13 protein-coding genes and 1 tRNA gene are annotated in these 14,403 nt (G+C 62.9%); 10 read left to right on the plus strand and 4 right to left on the minus strand.

The features are described 5' to 3' along the window. Positions 1–70: 70 nt before the first annotated feature. Together IGX34_RS09305 and IGX34_RS09310 are read right to left on the minus strand one after the other, a co-directional pair. Entirely contained in the window at positions 71–1,348 is a 1,278-nt protein-coding gene (locus IGX34_RS09305; RefSeq protein ID WP_192555440.1) for an ATP-binding protein, read from the minus strand. A gap of 132 nt (positions 1,349–1,480) precedes the next feature. Further along, positions 1,481–3,028 carry a peptide MFS transporter gene (locus IGX34_RS09310; RefSeq protein WP_192555441.1) on the minus strand — a complete coding sequence of 516 codons (1,548 nt, stop codon included), beginning with the start codon at positions 3,026–3,028 and terminating at the stop codon, positions 1,481–1,483. A 247-nt stretch (positions 3,029–3,275) separates the two neighbouring features. Between IGX34_RS09310 and IGX34_RS09315 the strand changes: the two genes are divergently transcribed. The 4 genes from IGX34_RS09315 (at position 3,276) to IGX34_RS09330 (ending at position 5,743) form a co-directional block, all read left to right on the plus strand. Then, positions 3,276–3,650 carry a diacylglycerol kinase gene (locus IGX34_RS09315; RefSeq protein ID WP_192555442.1) on the plus strand — a complete coding sequence of 125 codons (375 nt, stop codon included), beginning with the start codon at positions 3,276–3,278 and terminating at the stop codon, positions 3,648–3,650. A gap of 85 nt (positions 3,651–3,735) precedes the next feature. Beyond that, on the plus strand, positions 3,736–4,356 hold the full coding sequence (locus IGX34_RS09320; protein ID WP_192555443.1) for a LemA family protein: 621 nt from the start codon (positions 3,736–3,738) through the stop codon (positions 4,354–4,356). A gap of 12 nt (positions 4,357–4,368) precedes the next feature. Next, entirely contained in the window at positions 4,369–5,238 is an 870-nt protein-coding gene (locus IGX34_RS09325; protein ID WP_192555444.1) for a TPM domain-containing protein, read from the plus strand. A gap of 1 nt (position 5,239) precedes the next feature. Beyond that, a complete protein-coding gene (locus IGX34_RS09330; protein ID WP_192555445.1) occupies positions 5,240–5,743 on the plus strand; it encodes a TPM domain-containing protein in 504 nt (167 codons plus the stop codon). An 8-nt stretch (positions 5,744–5,751) separates the two neighbouring features. On the opposite strand, the gene IGX34_RS09335 is transcribed toward IGX34_RS09330, so the two are convergent. Then, the gene (locus tag IGX34_RS09335) at positions 5,752–6,273 is read right to left on the minus strand and encodes a GspH/FimT family protein (protein WP_192555509.1); all 522 of its coding nucleotides are present in this window, start codon (positions 6,271–6,273) and stop codon (positions 5,752–5,754) included. A 187-nt stretch (positions 6,274–6,460) separates the two neighbouring features. On the opposite strand from IGX34_RS09335, the gene uvrB reads away from it, so the two are divergent. Both uvrB and IGX34_RS09345 read left to right on the plus strand, forming a co-directional pair. Continuing rightward, complete coding sequence (gene uvrB, locus IGX34_RS09340) at positions 6,461–8,497, plus strand: excinuclease ABC subunit UvrB (RefSeq protein WP_192555446.1); 2,037 nt, start codon at positions 6,461–6,463, stop codon at positions 8,495–8,497. A gap of 52 nt (positions 8,498–8,549) precedes the next feature. Further along, positions 8,550–8,624: transfer RNA gene (locus IGX34_RS09345), tRNA-Val, on the plus strand. Positions 8,625–8,773: 149 nt separating this feature from the next. On the opposite strand, the gene IGX34_RS09350 is transcribed toward IGX34_RS09345, so the two are convergent. After that, entirely contained in the window at positions 8,774–10,150 is a 1,377-nt protein-coding gene (locus IGX34_RS09350; protein WP_192555447.1) for a HipA domain-containing protein, read from the minus strand. A gap of 512 nt (positions 10,151–10,662) precedes the next feature. On the opposite strand from IGX34_RS09350, the gene fliE reads away from it, so the two are divergent. Genes fliE through IGX34_RS09370 form a run of 4 tightly spaced genes read left to right on the plus strand, consistent with a single transcriptional unit; the run spans position 10,663 to position 14,307 of the window. Next, entirely contained in the window at positions 10,663–10,980 is a 318-nt protein-coding gene (gene fliE / locus IGX34_RS09355; protein WP_192555448.1) for a flagellar hook-basal body complex protein FliE, read from the plus strand. A 15-nt stretch (positions 10,981–10,995) separates the two neighbouring features. Next, on the plus strand, positions 10,996–12,618 hold the full coding sequence (fliF, locus tag IGX34_RS09360; RefSeq protein ID WP_192555449.1) for a flagellar basal-body MS-ring/collar protein FliF: 1,623 nt from the start codon (positions 10,996–10,998) through the stop codon (positions 12,616–12,618). Beyond that, positions 12,611–13,654, plus strand: coding sequence for a FliG C-terminal domain-containing protein (locus tag IGX34_RS09365; RefSeq protein ID WP_225737341.1), 1,044 nt, complete (start codon positions 12,611–12,613; stop codon positions 13,652–13,654). The genes fliF and IGX34_RS09365 overlap by 8 nt, the downstream gene beginning before the upstream one ends. After that, positions 13,654–14,307: a FliH/SctL family protein gene (locus IGX34_RS09370; protein WP_192555450.1), complete on the plus strand. Its 654-nt coding sequence runs from the start codon at positions 13,654–13,656 to the stop codon at positions 14,305–14,307. The genes IGX34_RS09365 and IGX34_RS09370 overlap by 1 nt, the downstream gene beginning before the upstream one ends. Positions 14,308–14,403 lie beyond the last annotated feature (96 nt).

Raw genomic sequence — 14,403 nt, forward strand, 5'->3', positions numbered from 1 at the left:
GTGTTGCTACCGGTCATAATTGCCCGCCTATTTTGCCGGATTCGCGGACTGCGTGCGCGGCAATGCGGGATCAGTGCTGCGTGATCACCGATAAAGGCAGGCGCAGGCGCATTTCCGCGCCGCTGTCGGTATTGGCGGCGATCAGCTCGCCATCCAGCCGTTCCGCCGTGGCTTCCGCCAATGCCAGGCCGATGCCGAGGCCGCTCTGCTTGTCGCTCTGGCCGATCGACGCGGTATGGCCGGCGGGGTGGAAGCCCGGCCCATGGTCGCGCACGATCCATTCGAGCCAGCGCTGATCGCGGCGCACTTCCAGCGCCACATGCTGCGACGCGCGCAGGGCCGAGGCATCGGCGGCGTTGTTGAGCAGGTTGATCAGGGCGTGGCGCAGGCCCGGCGGGGTGTGCAGGCGCAGGGGTTCGAGCGCCGCTGGCACCAGCAATTCCAGTTCTGCTTCTGGGCGCAGCAGTTTGAAGCGTTCCACGAAGCCATGGATAAATGCCTGCAGGCTGATCTGCTCGGGCTCCTGCGAGAGCTGCGCTTTGCCGAAGGCGACCATCTCGCGCAGGATGGTGCGGCAGCGTTCGACCTGGTCTTCCAGCAGCTCCAGGTCTTCATTAAGCACCGTGTCGGTGGCATGTTCGCGCCGCAGTTCCGGCAGCAGGGTGCGCATGGTCGACAGCGGCGTATTGAGTTCGTGCGCCGCGCCGGCAGCCTGGGTGGCAATCGCCAGGATGCCTTCGTCGCGCAAGGCGCGCTCGCGCACGCGCTGCACTTCCAGTTGCTGCAGGCGTACCGCGGTGGCCAGTCGGTTGATGAAAAAGCCCAGCAACAGCGCGCTGATCGCGAAGTTCACGCCCATGCCGACCACGTGCAGCGAGTAGCCGTGATCGCTGTCGCGCAGCTCGTTCATCGGCAAGGGCACGTACCAGCGCAGCAAGGTCAGATAGGCGAGCCCGGCGATCGACGCTACCGACAGCACCGCCGGCACCGACAAGGCCGCCGCACTCAAGGCGATCGGCACCAGCAGCAAGGTGACGAAGGGATTGCTGGCGCCGCCGGTGTAATAGAGCAGGTAGCTGAGCACCAGCGTATCTGCGGCAACATGACACACCGTTTCCCATTCGCGCACCGGCCACGGCTGGCTGATGCGCCAGGCGGCAAACACCGCGAACACCGCCAGCAGATCGATGCCGAGCAGCAACGGAATCTCGGGAATATCGATGCGCATCCACCAGGAGCAGACCATCACCGCCATGCTCTGGCCGGCGATGGCACACAGGCGCAGCCACACCAGGGTGCGCGTGAGCGCAAACGGGCCAATGGCTTGCTTGAGTGGGTGCGGCGACATAAGCGTGCGGGCGGGACTCATCGTTTCCCTGGCATGGCGGGGGAACCGGGAGGGTGTGGCATGGGCTGCTTCAACGCAAGCGTGGACAACCACGCCGAACCCTCCCCTGCTTGGCAGGGGAGGGCGATGACATCAGGCGTTGAATTCCTCGCTGCGCACGGCGGGCAGCGAGTCGTGGTTGGTGGCCGGATCCGAATGGCTGGCCGACAGGCGGTTCATCAGCGGCAGCATCAGGATGGCGATGGCGGTGCAGCCGATGCCGACGAAGCCGAGGATATTGAACAAGTGCGTGTAGATCGCCAGCGACTGCATCGGGTCGGTGATGTTGTCCGGGATATGCGCAATGTTGGCGATCACGCTGCCCAGGTACTGCGAAATACCCACCGCCACAAAGTAGGCGCCCATCATGAAGCCGCCCATGCGCTCGGGCACGTAGCGGGCGATCATCGCCAGGCCCAGGCCGCTTACCAGCAGCTCGCCCAGCGAATACAGGCCGTAACCCCAGACCATGATCCAGGACGAAACCTGGCCGTTCACCGCCGAGCGCGCGCCCACGCCATACATGAAAAAGCCCAGCGCCACGGCGGCGAAGCCCCAGGCGAACTTGGCCGCCACCGACGGATCCTTGCCGACGCGGCCGAGCGAGTTATAGATGAAGACCAGCACGGGGCTGAGCAGCACGATCCAGATCGCATTGAGGTTCTGGTACTGCTCGGGAATCCAGGTGAGCATGTGCCAGCCGAACAGGTTGAACGACAGGTCCACATTGCGTTGCGCGAACAGATTCAGCGACGTCGCCATCTGCGCGTAGAAGATGAAGAAGAAAATGGTCTGCACCGTCAGCACCAGTGCGGCGATAAGACCGGCGCGTTCGCTCTGGCGGCTGCCGCGGATCAGATGCACGAAAATACCGAGGATCACCACGCCGGCGCCGTACACGCACCACTTGGCCACCGTTTCGCTCTGCAGGATGAAGGCGGAAACGAACACCGTGCCGATGCCGGCCAGCATTACCAGCGCCAAAAGCTTGAGGTCGACCGGACGATCGTCGGCCGGCGAACCGATGTGCGACAGCGTGCGGCGCATGAAGCTGTAGTTGAACAAGCCCGCGATCAGGCCGACCGAGCAGGCGCCGAATGCGGTATGCCAGCCCATCGAATCGCCGTACAGGCGCGCCACGTAGTCGCGGATCCACGGCGTGGCGGTCATCGAGATCATCGAGCCGACATTCACCGCCATGTAGTAGATGGTGAATGCGCTATCGATGCGGGTTTCGTCGCCTTCGTAGATCTTGCGCACCAGGTTGCCGGCATTGGGCTTGAAGAAGCCGTTGCCGACCACGATCACGCCCAGCGCCAGATAGGTGGCATACGCGTTGTCGGAAGGCATCCACAGCAGGCCATAGCCCAGCGCCAGGATGACGGCGCCGATCAGCATGGTGCGGCGCGTGCCCAGCAGTTTGTCGCCGACCCAGCCGCCGATTGCCGGCGTGGCGTAAATCAATGCGGCGGCGGCGCCCCAGACCAGGTTGGCCCGGGTGTCGACGAAGCCGAGCTTCTTCATCATGAAGGTGACCATCAGCACCTGCATGCCGTAGAAGCCGAAGCGCTCCCACATCTCGATCAGGAAGACCGTAAAGAAGGAGCGGGTTTGAGAAACGGGGCGTAATTGATTTGCCATGAAGTAGTCCGGGTACGTGTACTGCCGAGGCCGGAATCGACCTGTAATTCAGTGCTTTGCTACAAGCACAATCGGCGAAGGGTAACCCATTCGTCATTAGCTTGAAGTTGCAATGCGGCATACAAAAACCTGCGGCCCGGGGCCCCCGGCCCGGCTTGTGGCATGATGGCGCGCTTGTTGCCGCCCCAGGGGAGCCCGCCTGCCATGCCGAACCATGCCGTAACTCCCCGCGCGGCCGGTCTCCGCCATGCCCGGTAGCGGTTTTCGCGGCGACCCGCGCCAGCTCTGGCGCGCTTTCCGCTGGTCGATGAACGGCCTGCGCGCCGGCTGGCGCCATGAGGCCTCGTTCCGGCTGGAGGCGATGCTGACGGTGATCCTGCTGCCCATCGGCCTGTGGGTGGGCAATGGGGCGCTGGAAAAGATCGCCCTGGTCTCGCCGGTGATCCTGGTGCTGTCGGTGGAACTGCTCAATTCCGCCATCGAGGCCGTGGTGGACAAGGTCAGCCCGGAATTCCACGAGCTGGCCGGGCGCGCCAAGGACATGGGCTCGGCCGCGGTCTTCCTGCTGCTGGTGCTGGTGATGCTGTGCTGGGGGCTGATCCTGGGCCCGCGCTGGTTCTAGCCGGGCGCCTGCGCGGCATTCGCAAAAGATTGCATCCACTTAGTCCAGATGCTGCAATGGCCGCTCACTGGAAGGGAGCACTCCGATGAATACCGTACGCATGCTGCTCGTGCTGCTGCTGGTCGCGATGCTTTCGGGTTGCGGCTACAACGCGATCCAGCAACAGGACGAGGCCGTCAAGGCCCAGTGGTCCGAAGTGCTCAATCAATACCAGCGGCGCGCCGACCTGGTGCCCAACCTGGTCAATACGGTGAAGGGCTATGCCGCGCATGAAGAGAAGGTCTTCAGCGACGTCACCGAAGCGCGCTCGCGCGTAGGCAGCATCCAGATCAATGCCGACGATGCCCAGTCCCTGGCCAAGTTCCAGGCCGCACAGGGCCAGTTGGGCGGCGCGCTGTCGCGCCTGATGGCGGTGAGCGAGAACTATCCCAACCTCAAGGCCGACGGCCTGTTCCAGAACCTGCAGGCGCAGCTGGAAGGTACCGAGAACCGCATTACGGTAGCGCGCAATCGCTATATCCAGGCGGTGCAGCAGTACAACACGCTGCTGCGCACCTTCCCGAACAATCTCACCGCAAAAATGTTCGGCTACCAGGTCAAGCCCAACTTCACGGTGGATAACGAGAAGGCCATTTCCACGGCGCCGACCGTGGATTTCGGCACCAGCGCACCGACCAGTCCGGCTCCGGCCGCGTCGGCGCATTAAGCGAGGCGCGCCATGCTGCGGCGCTGGCTGAGCGGGTGGATGGCGTTGGCAATAGCGCTGCTGTTGCCATGCGCCGTGCTGCATGCGGACGATCAGCCGGCGGTGCCCACGCTGTCGCGCCATGTCACCGATCTCACTGGCACGCTCACGCCGCAGCAGATTGACCAGCTCGATGCGCAGCTGGTCAATCTGGAAAAACAGAAGGGCGCGCAGCTGGTGGTGCTGATGGTCGGCACCACCCAGCCGGATGATTTCGACGATTACTCCCTGCGCGTAGCTGAGCAGAACAAGCTCGGACGCAAGGGTGTCGATGACGGCGTGCTGCTACTGATCGCCAAGAACGATCGCCAGGTACGCATCGAAGTCGGCTACGGCCTGGAAGGCGCCATTCCCGACGCGGCCAGCGCACGCATCATCCGCGAATACATTGCGCCGAAGTTTCGCAGCAACGACTACGCCGGCGGCATCAACGACGCAGTCGGCGCACTGACCCAGCTGATCGATGGCGAGCCGTTGCCGCCGCCCGTGCATGGCAACGACGTCGAGCGGCGCGGCACCGATCTGCACGGCGTGTTCTTCCTGGCCATTTTCGCCGTGCTGTTCCTGCGCGGCGTGTTCGGGCGCGCACCGGCGCTGGTGCGTGCGCCGATCGGCGGCCTGGTGGTGGGCGGCCTGTTGTGGCTGCTGGCGTCGGCGGCGATCGGAATTTTTGGCGGCCTGATCGGTGCCGCGTTCATGCTGCTGCCGGCTGGCGCTGGCCGTTCCATCGGCGGCGGTGGTTGGGGCGGTTTTGGCGGCGGCGGTTTCGGCGGCGGCGGTGGCGGCGGCTTCAGCGGTGGCGGCGGCAGCTTCGGTGGCGGCGGCGCGTCGGGGAGCTGGTGACATGGCGCATATGCAACGGCTGTTTGCCAATCTGTTCGATGGCTGGTTCCAGATTCACCGGCGGTTTCCGGCCGAGCTGCTCGACGACATGACCGCGGCGATCGCCGATGGTGAACGCACGCATCTGGGCGAAGTACGTATCGCGGTTGAATCGCGCCTTGGCCCCGCAGCGGTGCTCGCAGGGGTGGATGCGCAGGCACGCGCGCGGCAGCTGTTCGCTCAATTAGGCGTGTGGGACACCGAGCACAACTGCGGTGTACTGCTGTATTTGCTGATGGCCGAGCATCGCATCGAGATCGTGGCCGATCGTGGCATTGCGCACCGCGTGCAACCGCACGAATGGCTGGCGATCTGCGCGGCGATGCAGGCGAGTTTTGCGGCCGGGCAGTGGCGCGCGGGCAGTTTGCGCGGCATCACGGAAGTACATGCCTTGCTGGCCAAACATTTTCCGAGCCATGGCAAGCCGCGGCCGGACGAACTGCCGGATCGGCCGATCCTGCTGTAAGCCACGCCTCAATCCGCATCGGCGCAGCGCGCCGCATCCGCAGCAGTGGCGCGCGAGCCACGCACACGCCCACGCCGGGCGATCACCACGCTCAAGGCCTGCGCTGTATCGTGTCGCAGGCACAAGGTGAGCGTCTGATTGCTGTTGCCGACGGTGCCGTCGGTCTGGAAGCGAATGCCTTGCCCACTGCTGCTGACGATATTCAGCCGGCCCGAATACGGGCCGCCGCGGTACCAGGGCGATCCATCCGCCTGTCCGGCATGGCCGCCATCGTGCGCGATCAGCCAGCCGCCGCTCCATGCGCCATCGGCATTGCAGCGTTGCATGTCGCGGCTAGGACAGAACAACAGCGCAACTTGCTCGTTCACCGCCAGATGACGCGCATGCGACAGTGCGTTGAGGTAATCGCTCTGCGCCACCGCCAGCTCCTGCCGCGCCAGCAAGTGCGCGAAAGCCGGTACGGCGGCCGCCGCAAGCACGGCCAGGATGGCCAGGGTCACGATCTGTTCGATCAGCCCGAAGCCCTTCATGGCCGTGACTCCGGCAGGCGGGGCGCGGTTTACCGGTATGGCGCGATCGGATTTCATGGCAGCCCATGCTAGGCGGCCTCGCGGCAGCTTCCAGCTGCTGCGGGCCGGCCCGGCTGTCAGGTCCTGCTGACAACCCCTGTCAGCACCGGGCATTTAAAATGCACGCTCAAGCCCGCAGAGTAAGCCCATGACCGATCGCGACCGCTTCGAACTCGTTTCCGATTACCAGCCCGCCGGCGACCAGCCCGATGCGATCCGGCGTCTGGTCGAAGGTTTTGACAATGGCCTGGCCGCGCAGACCCTGCTCGGCGTGACCGGCTCGGGCAAGACCTTCACCATCGCCAACGTCGTCGCACAGGTGCAGCGCCCGACCATCGTGCTGGCGCCGAACAAGACCCTGGCCGCGCAGCTGTATGGCGAGTTCAAGGAATTCTTCCCGCACAACGCGGTGGAGTACTTCGTCAGCTATTACGACTACTACCAGCCGGAGGCTTACGTCGTCGCGTCGGATACGTTCATCGAGAAAGATGCCTCGATCAACGAGCATATCGAGCAGATGCGCCTGGCCGCCACCAAGGCGCTGCTGTCGCGCAAGGATTCCTTGATCGTCGCCACAGTATCGGCGATCTACGGCCTGGGCGATCCGGAGGATTACCTCTCGCTGCGCCTGATCCTGGCGCGCGGCGAGCGCATCGACCAACGCGCACTGATCCGCCAGCTCACCGAATTGCAATACACGCGCAACGAGATGGAACTGCGCCGCGGTACTTACCGCGTGCGTGGCGAGATCATCGATGTGTTCCCGGCCGAATCGGAAACCGAGGCGCTGCGCATCGAGCTGTTCGACGGCGAAGTGGAAAACCTTGCAGTGTTCGATCCCCTTACCGGCGAAACCATCCGCAAGGTGCCGCGCTTCACGGTGTATCCGCGTACCCATTACGCCAGCACGCGCGAAAGCGTGCTCAACGCCATCGATACCATCAAGGAAGAATTGAAGGAAAGGCTGGAATATCTCTACAAAGAGAATCGCCTGGTGGAAGCGCAGCGCCTGGACCAGCGCACCCGTTTCGACGTGGAAATGATGGCCGAAGTAGGCTATTGCCAGGGCATCGAAAACTACTCGCGCCACCTCACTCGCCGCGCGCCGGGCGAACCGCCGCCGACCTTGTTCGACTATCTGCCGGCGGATGCCTTGCTGGTGATCGACGAATCCCACGTCACCGTGCCGCAGCTGGGCGCGATGTACAAAGGCGACCGTTCGCGCAAAGAAACCCTGGTCGAATTCGGCTTTCGCCTGCCTTCGGCGATGGACAACCGTCCACTGCGTTTCGAAGAATTCGAGCGCCGCGCACCGCGCAGCATTTTCGTTTCCGCCACGCCGGGCAAATACGAGCTGGAAAAATCCGGCGACGCCATCACCGAACTGGTGGTGCGCCCAACCGGCCTGATCGATCCGGAAGTGGAAGTGCGCCCCGTGCGCACCCAGGTCGACGATTTGCTGGGCGAAGCGAAAAAGCGCATCGCCATCGGCGACCGCGTGCTGGTCACCACCCTGACCAAGCGCATGGCGGAAAACCTCACCGAATACCTCAGCGAACACGATGTAAAAGTGCGTTACCTGCATTCGGATATCGAAACGGTGGAGCGCGTGGAAATCATTCGCGACCTGCGCCTGGGCGAATTCGATGTGCTGGTGGGCATCAACCTGTTGCGCGAGGGCCTGGACATGCCCGAGGTCTCGCTGGTGGCGATCCTCGATGCCGACAAGGAGGGCTTCCTGCGCTCCACCGGCTCGCTGATCCAGACCATCGGCCGCGCGGCGCGAAATGTACGCGGCAAGGCGATCCTCTACGGCGACGAAATCACCCGCTCGATGCGGGCGGCGATGGAGGAAACCAGTCGCCGTCGCGAAAAGCAGGTCGCCTGGAACGAGGCCCACGGCATCACCCCCAAATCGGTGGTGCGCCGGATCGCCGACATCATGGAGGGGGCGCGCAGCGAGGCCCCGGGCCGCGGCCGGGGCAAATCGTCTCGCGGCCGGGGCACCGCCATGGCGGTGGCCGAGGAGGCCGCCGACTACGCCGGCCTCAGCGCCGATCAGGCCGCCACCCTGATCAAGCGGCTGGAGGCGGACATGCGCAAGCACGCGGAAAACCTGGAATTCGAGGAGGCCGCCCGCCTGCGCGACCGGATCCACCAGCTGCGCGAACAGGCTTTGCGGTAGCCAGGCGGATCGGCTAGACTACGCGGCTCGCGCGGTACGCCGGGCGAGCTATGGGCGGTTAGCTCAGCGGTAGAGCACTTCCTTGACATGGAAGGGGTCACAAGTTCGATCCTTGTACCGCCCACCAATTTAAGCAGTGACTTGGTCTGGATCCGGTGTTTGACGGAACGGCGAGTACGAAAAGCTACGAAAACCGCTCTGTAAAAAGGGGCGGTTTTTTCGTTTTGGATGACAGCTTGGGCAACACCAGTACACCTAATGAAGTGAGATGCGCAATCAGCCGGACGATCGGCCCTCGATGCGCATGGCAGCGCGATTCACAGCCTCTTTCAGATGGCGCGCACGATCCTTGGCCCATTCGGCCCATTCGGGCGTGACTTCGTCATGATCCGCTACAACCTCCCACACCTCGCGAGCGATGTTCATGGCTTCGCTATCGTCCACTTGCGGCGGCGCTTCCTTCATTAGTTCTGGAACGACTCCCGTTGTGGACGACGGCGCCCAGCGCATGGGGGCCATGTCATAGGCGGGTGCAACGGACAGCGGTGACTTGGCGTCGTTGGAAAGAAGGAACGACAGATTGCCCATATGCATATCGGTGTGCGCCATCAAATGCCCAATGTTGGCCAGGCGCTGTGTCCGCGCCACCTGTTCGGCATCGATGGCATTGCGCTGATACAAATATTCCACTGCATTCACCCAGCCATTTTGCGGGCCGTTATATCCAAAGGTCTGCGCTAGCGAGCGCAATGAGGCCATGCCTTTGCGCCCGCGTTCGTTGATGCGATCAAAGCGTGTTGTTTCCAGCCAGATACGATCTTGGTGGCGCCAGACCTGCGTTGGAGCAGCGCTCATGCCATGCAAGGTCATGACCTGCGCAACCATCCCCTCGGTCACCATGATGTCGCCCCACCGCCGGGCCGCAGGATCATGGGCGAGTGGTGGAGAAAATTTGACCAGCACTGAGCGCGGAGGCTGCCCCTTGCCGTCGTCGACCACCGCTGCAAACTTTGGCTGTTCGCCGTCGGCTGAGGCACCCACCATCACGCCGTTCAGTAGCTGATTGGCGAGCTCGGCATAGCGCTCGAATCTGTTCTCTGCGAGCACTGCGGTGTCCGCGGCATCGGCTATGCGAGCGAGCCCGAGGTTGCCGCGCCAATCCCATGCTTCCTGCAGCGCCGCGGAGATGACTTGATCATCCGTCCAGGCATTGGCATCTAAGGTCCAGCCGTGTGCTTGAGCGTGTTCGCGCACCCATGCACGTCCAAGGAAACCGGCCGGCCGGAAGGGCTCCAAATACCACGGCAAGCCCTGGAATACGCCGGGTGTCCCACTGCGTTCACCCAGCAGCATCCAGTCTGGTGCCTCAGCTGTTGGTTCCACCCACCATTGACCTGCCGCGAGAGCGACCAGTGTGGCAACGGTGTGGTCGCGGCCTTGCTCGTCCCGGAGCAGGATGGGTACAGGCGCTATCTCCGGCCGGCGCAACGCGTACGCGCTCCGCTTGGTGTGCCCCAGGCGCAGCACATGGGCGTCGGTTTTGATGGCGCGCTGCATAGTTCGCTCAGAGCCGATCTCATCGGCCACGTATTTGAGCAGCTCCTTCGAAGGCAAGGCTCCCCAGCGGGCTAGGATTTCGGTGATGGCGGACATAGGTGCGTGACGGTAGATGGCTGACGAAAAATCCTTGTAGGTCAGAAGTCTATGAATTTTTTGTCGGAAGACGTGTGGAGTATGGTAATTTTATTCAGCTTTCATTTAACTTTCTGGGCCGGCCGAAACACTTCGAAATGAGCGTCGAGAAATCTCCTGGTGCTCTTATCCAGTCCTGATCACGGCCGAGGGCCTCGGCCCTTTCGGTTTACGGTTGAGGGGTTCTTTTAGGGCGCTCTGGCAGTCTTTCTATTGCATCAGCGAACTTCTTCGTTTCGCCGGCTCGTATGTATCGCCCGGATTCTTTTGTGCGCGCATGCCTTTATGGTGTGACACAAGGTCGGCGGCTGCCCGTCAAGAATTATTGTTACTGATCGCATGTCGTGGTCTTGCGCGCCGCACTGCACGTGCAAGGCGCACACATTCATATTCGCTTGAGATTGCTTCAGACCGGTCATTCCGACCCGGACAATGCGCGGCCTTCCCGCCAAGTCCTATCTCCGGAATCCGTCATGAAGATCGAGCTTTCCAGTCCGATGCTCCAAGCCATGCTTGCTACGCGTACCACGCTTGCTCCCGGTGTGGCGGAGCAGGGCGACGGGACTGGCGGCACCGGCTTTGCGCAAGTCATGAAATCGGCGATCTCCCAGGTCGACGGGCAGCAGCATGCCGCCAACGACACTACCGCCGCGGTGGAAAGTGGGCAGAGCGATGACCTGATCGGCGCCATGCTCAGCAGCCAGGAGGCCAATCTGTCGTTCTCGATGATGATGCAGGTGCGCAACAAGCTGATGTCCGCGTTCGACGACATCATCAAGATGCAAGTCTGACGGGTGCGCTGAGTCATGTTTGCGAAACTCAAAACGATGGCGGTGGAGGCCGGCAAGAGCGTGAAGCTGCCGTCGTCGTCCACACTTGCCAAATTGCTGCCGCTGCTGGTGCTGGCGATCGGCCTCACTGCACTGGCGATGATGTTCATGTGGCGCAGCGAAGCCGGCTACAAGCCGTTGTTCGGTGCGAACGAAAGCGTCGCTGCGGCCGACACCATGGCCGTGCTCGATGGGGAAAAAATTCCGTACCGCATTCATCCGCAGACCGGCCAGGTGCTGGTGCCCGAAGCCAAGCTCGGCCAGGTGCGCATGCTGCTCGCCGCCAAAGGCGTGGTTGCCAAGCTGCCCGAAGGGCTGGAGCTGGTCGACAAAAGCGATCCGCTGGGCGTCAGCCAGTTTGTGCAGGATGTGCGCTTTCGGCGGGGCCTGGAAGGCGAGCTGGTCAAGAGCATCGCCAGCCTGGATTCGGTCGAATCGGCGCGCGTGCATCTGTCGATCGCCAAGTCATCGTCATTCATCCTCAGCGACGGCGAGAAAAGTTCGGCCTCCGTGATGCTCACACTCAAGCCCGGGCGCAAGCTGGGCAAGGAGCAGATCAGCGCAATTGTCGGCCTGGTTTCCGGCAGCGTCGCCAATCTCGAGCCGGGGCGGGTCACGGTGATCGACCAGCACGGCAATTATCTTTCCTCCTCGATCGATCCCAGCGATCCGGCCGCCACCAGCGAAGGCGAACTGGGCGCGCGAGTGCGCGAGGATACCTTGCACAACATCCAGGAGTTGCTGGCCCAAAGCATCGGCAATGGCAATTTCAAGGCCAGCGTCGCCGTCGATACCGACAACGATCGCGTCGAGGAAACGCGCGAGCAGTATGGCGAAGCGCCGCATATTTCCAATGAAGCAACCCGCGGCGAGCAGGACAATGGCGAAATTGCGCTGGGCGTGCCCGGTTCGCTCTCCAATCGGCCGCCTCAGGACAAGAGCAGCGATCCGGCCGGCGGCAAGGACAAGCCTGGTCCGCATTCGCAGAAGAATGCAATCAGCCGGCAATACGTGTACGACCGCAACGTCGTGCAGATCAAGCACAGTCCCACCCGCGTAAAACGGGTCAGTGTCGCGGTGGTGTTGAGCAATACGGCAGCACCGGATGGCAAGGCCTGGACGCCGGCGCAGCTGCGCAATATCGAAACCATCTTGCGCAGCGGCATCGGCCTGGATGAATCGCGCAAGGATCAGCTCAGCGTATCGGCCATCGATTTCCACGATCCCAAGCCGGAAGCGCTGCTGCCGTGGTGGAAGCAACCGGAGAACATGCTGACCATGGGCGGTTACGCTGGCTACGCGCTGCTGGCCTTGCTGGTATTCCTGTTGGTATTGCGTCCGCTGCTGAAGATCCTGCGCCAATGGGTCGCCAGTCAGTACCCAGTGGCGATCGCCGCGGATACCGCGGATGGCAACTTTGATGCAGCGCTGCCGGCAGAGCAGCGAACCGCTTCCTCTCCGTTGGACGAAGACGAACTGCAGTTGCCGCCGGTCGGATCCAGTGCGGATGTACTGGTTGAACACCTGCGATTGCTTGCTGTGCAGGCTCCCGAGCGTGTCGCTGACGTGATCAAACCCTGGATCCGCAAACATGGATAACGCGATCAACGAATTGTCTGCCGATATGGCTGGCATGCAATCTCCCGCCGTGGTGCTGAGTTCGATCGAGCGTGCCGCAATCACCTTGCTGAGCATGGGCGAAGAAGCCGCCGCGGCCGTGTTGCGCTGCCTTTCGCGCGAAGAACTGCTCGATGTCACTCTGGTGATGGCGCGTATGAGCGGCGTGAAGCTGGACGCCGTGCAGCACACCTTGTCAGGTTTTTTCGATGCCTTTCGGGAGCAGAGCGGCGTGCGTGGCGCATCGCGCCAGTTCCTGCAGCGCTCGCTGGACATGGCGCTTGGCAGCGTGGTCGCCAAGAATGTGCTTAGTCATATCTACGGCGATGTGATCGGCCCCAAACTGGCGCGCCTGCAGTGGGCGCAGCCGCGCTGGCTGGCCGAATGCCTGGCGCGCGAACACGTGCGCATGCAAGCGATGTTCCTGTCGCTGCTGCCGCCGGAACAGGCCAGTCAAGTGCTGCATGCATTGCCGGCCGATAGTCGCGATCTGGTGCTGCTGCAGATCGCAAAGCTGAAAGAAATCGATTACGAGCTGCTGCACGACTTGGAAGCAGTGGTCGATGCCTGCATTGAAAATCTCGGCAAGCAGGGCACGGCCGTGGAGGGTGTGCGCCAAGCGGCGGATATCATCAACCGCTTGCCGGGCGACCGCGCCCGGGTGGTGGAGCTATTGCGTGCGCACGATCCGGACGTGGTGTCGGAGGTGGAAAGCCGCATCTACGATTTTCCGATTCTTGCCTACCAGAACGACGCCACCGTCGCCGCCATTCTCGACCGCGTCCCATTCGAGCAATGGGGTATTGCGCTCAAGGGCGCCGATCCGAAGATTCGCGATGCGCTGGCGCGGGCAATGCCCTCCCGCCAGGTGCAGGCCTTCGACGACATATTGCGGCGTACGCCAGCCACCCCACTCAGCCGGATTGAAGAAGCGCGCAACGACATCATGGCGCAGCTGCGCGAGATGTCGGCCGAAGGCGAAATCGCCCTGCAATTGCTGGCTGAGGACGTGGTGTGATGACCGTCTATCGCCGCTATCACTTTCCGCCGCTGACCCGTTTATTGCTTGGCGATGCGGAGGCGCCGTCCGAGTCGGCGCCGGCCGATCCAGCGTTGACGGAAGAAGTACTGGAGGAATACCGCAAGGCCGGCTATGCGGAGGGCCTTGCGGACGGTCTTGCCGAGGGCGGCAAGGCTGGCAGGGAGGGCGCGGCGCGTGCAGCAAAGGAAGCGCGCGCCGCGCTGGATGCGCTAAGTGGGCCATTCGAAGCGCTAATGGCAGGCTTTGGCCAGCTGCAGAAAGATCTTCGCACCGATCTGCGTGAACAAGTCGCCGGCCTGGTAGAACAGGTCGCCAGGCAGGTGATCCGCACCGAGCTCGAAGCGCAACCAGGCCAGTACCTGGCCCTTATCGACGAGGCGCTGGCGGAACTGCCTGCACCCTCGGACAGCGTGCAGGTACGCCTGCATCCGGATGACTATCAGCGCGTGCTGGACGCGGCCCCGCGCCGCGCCAAGCGCTATGGCTTGGTACCCGATCCGCAATTGGAGCCCGGCGAGTGCCGCATCAGTGCCGGCGAGCGCGAGCTCGATGTCGGCTGTGCGCAGCGGCTGGTCCTGTGTATGGAGCAGGTCCGCAAACTGCTCGGCGAGCAGGAGCAGAGTGAATGAGCAATCCACTGCGCGGACTTAAGTTGGACGACGTTCCGGTCGCTCGTGAAATAGGAAGGCTCCATGGCGTAACCGGCATTCTGCTTGAAGCAACCG

The organism is Dyella acidiphila (assembly GCF_014863405.1).
Lineage (GTDB): Bacteria > Pseudomonadota > Gammaproteobacteria > Xanthomonadales > Rhodanobacteraceae > Dyella_B > Dyella_B acidiphila.

Bases quoted from the DNA above. Each gene is read 5' to 3' on its own strand.
- IGX34_RS09330 (WP_192555445.1), top strand. From the start codon at position 5,240: ATGGCGCATATGCAACGGCTGTTTGCCAATCTGTTCGATGGCTGGTTC.
- fliF (WP_192555449.1), top strand. From the start codon at position 10,996: ATGTTTGCGAAACTCAAAACGATGGCGGTGGAGGCCGGCAAGAGCGTG.
- IGX34_RS09320 (WP_192555443.1), top strand. From the start codon at position 3,736: ATGAATACCGTACGCATGCTGCTCGTGCTGCTGCTGGTCGCGATGCTT.
- IGX34_RS09325 (WP_192555444.1), top strand. From the start codon at position 4,369: ATGCTGCGGCGCTGGCTGAGCGGGTGGATGGCGTTGGCAATAGCGCTG.
- IGX34_RS09335 (WP_192555509.1), bottom strand. From the start codon at position 6,273: ATGAAGGGCTTCGGGCTGATCGAACAGATCGTGACCCTGGCCATCCTG.
- fliE (WP_192555448.1), top strand. From the start codon at position 10,663: ATGAAGATCGAGCTTTCCAGTCCGATGCTCCAAGCCATGCTTGCTACG.
- IGX34_RS09370 (WP_192555450.1), top strand. From the start codon at position 13,654: ATGACCGTCTATCGCCGCTATCACTTTCCGCCGCTGACCCGTTTATTG.
- IGX34_RS09365 (WP_225737341.1), top strand. From the start codon at position 12,611: ATGGATAACGCGATCAACGAATTGTCTGCCGATATGGCTGGCATGCAA.
- uvrB (WP_192555446.1), top strand. From the start codon at position 6,461: ATGACCGATCGCGACCGCTTCGAACTCGTTTCCGATTACCAGCCCGCC.
- IGX34_RS09315 (WP_192555442.1), top strand. From the start codon at position 3,276: ATGCCCGGTAGCGGTTTTCGCGGCGACCCGCGCCAGCTCTGGCGCGCT.
- IGX34_RS09310 (WP_192555441.1), bottom strand. From the start codon at position 3,028: ATGGCAAATCAATTACGCCCCGTTTCTCAAACCCGCTCCTTCTTTACG.
- IGX34_RS09350 (WP_192555447.1), bottom strand. From the start codon at position 10,150: ATGTCCGCCATCACCGAAATCCTAGCCCGCTGGGGAGCCTTGCCTTCG.
- IGX34_RS09305 (WP_192555440.1), bottom strand. From the start codon at position 1,348: ATGTCGCCGCACCCACTCAAGCAAGCCATTGGCCCGTTTGCGCTCACG.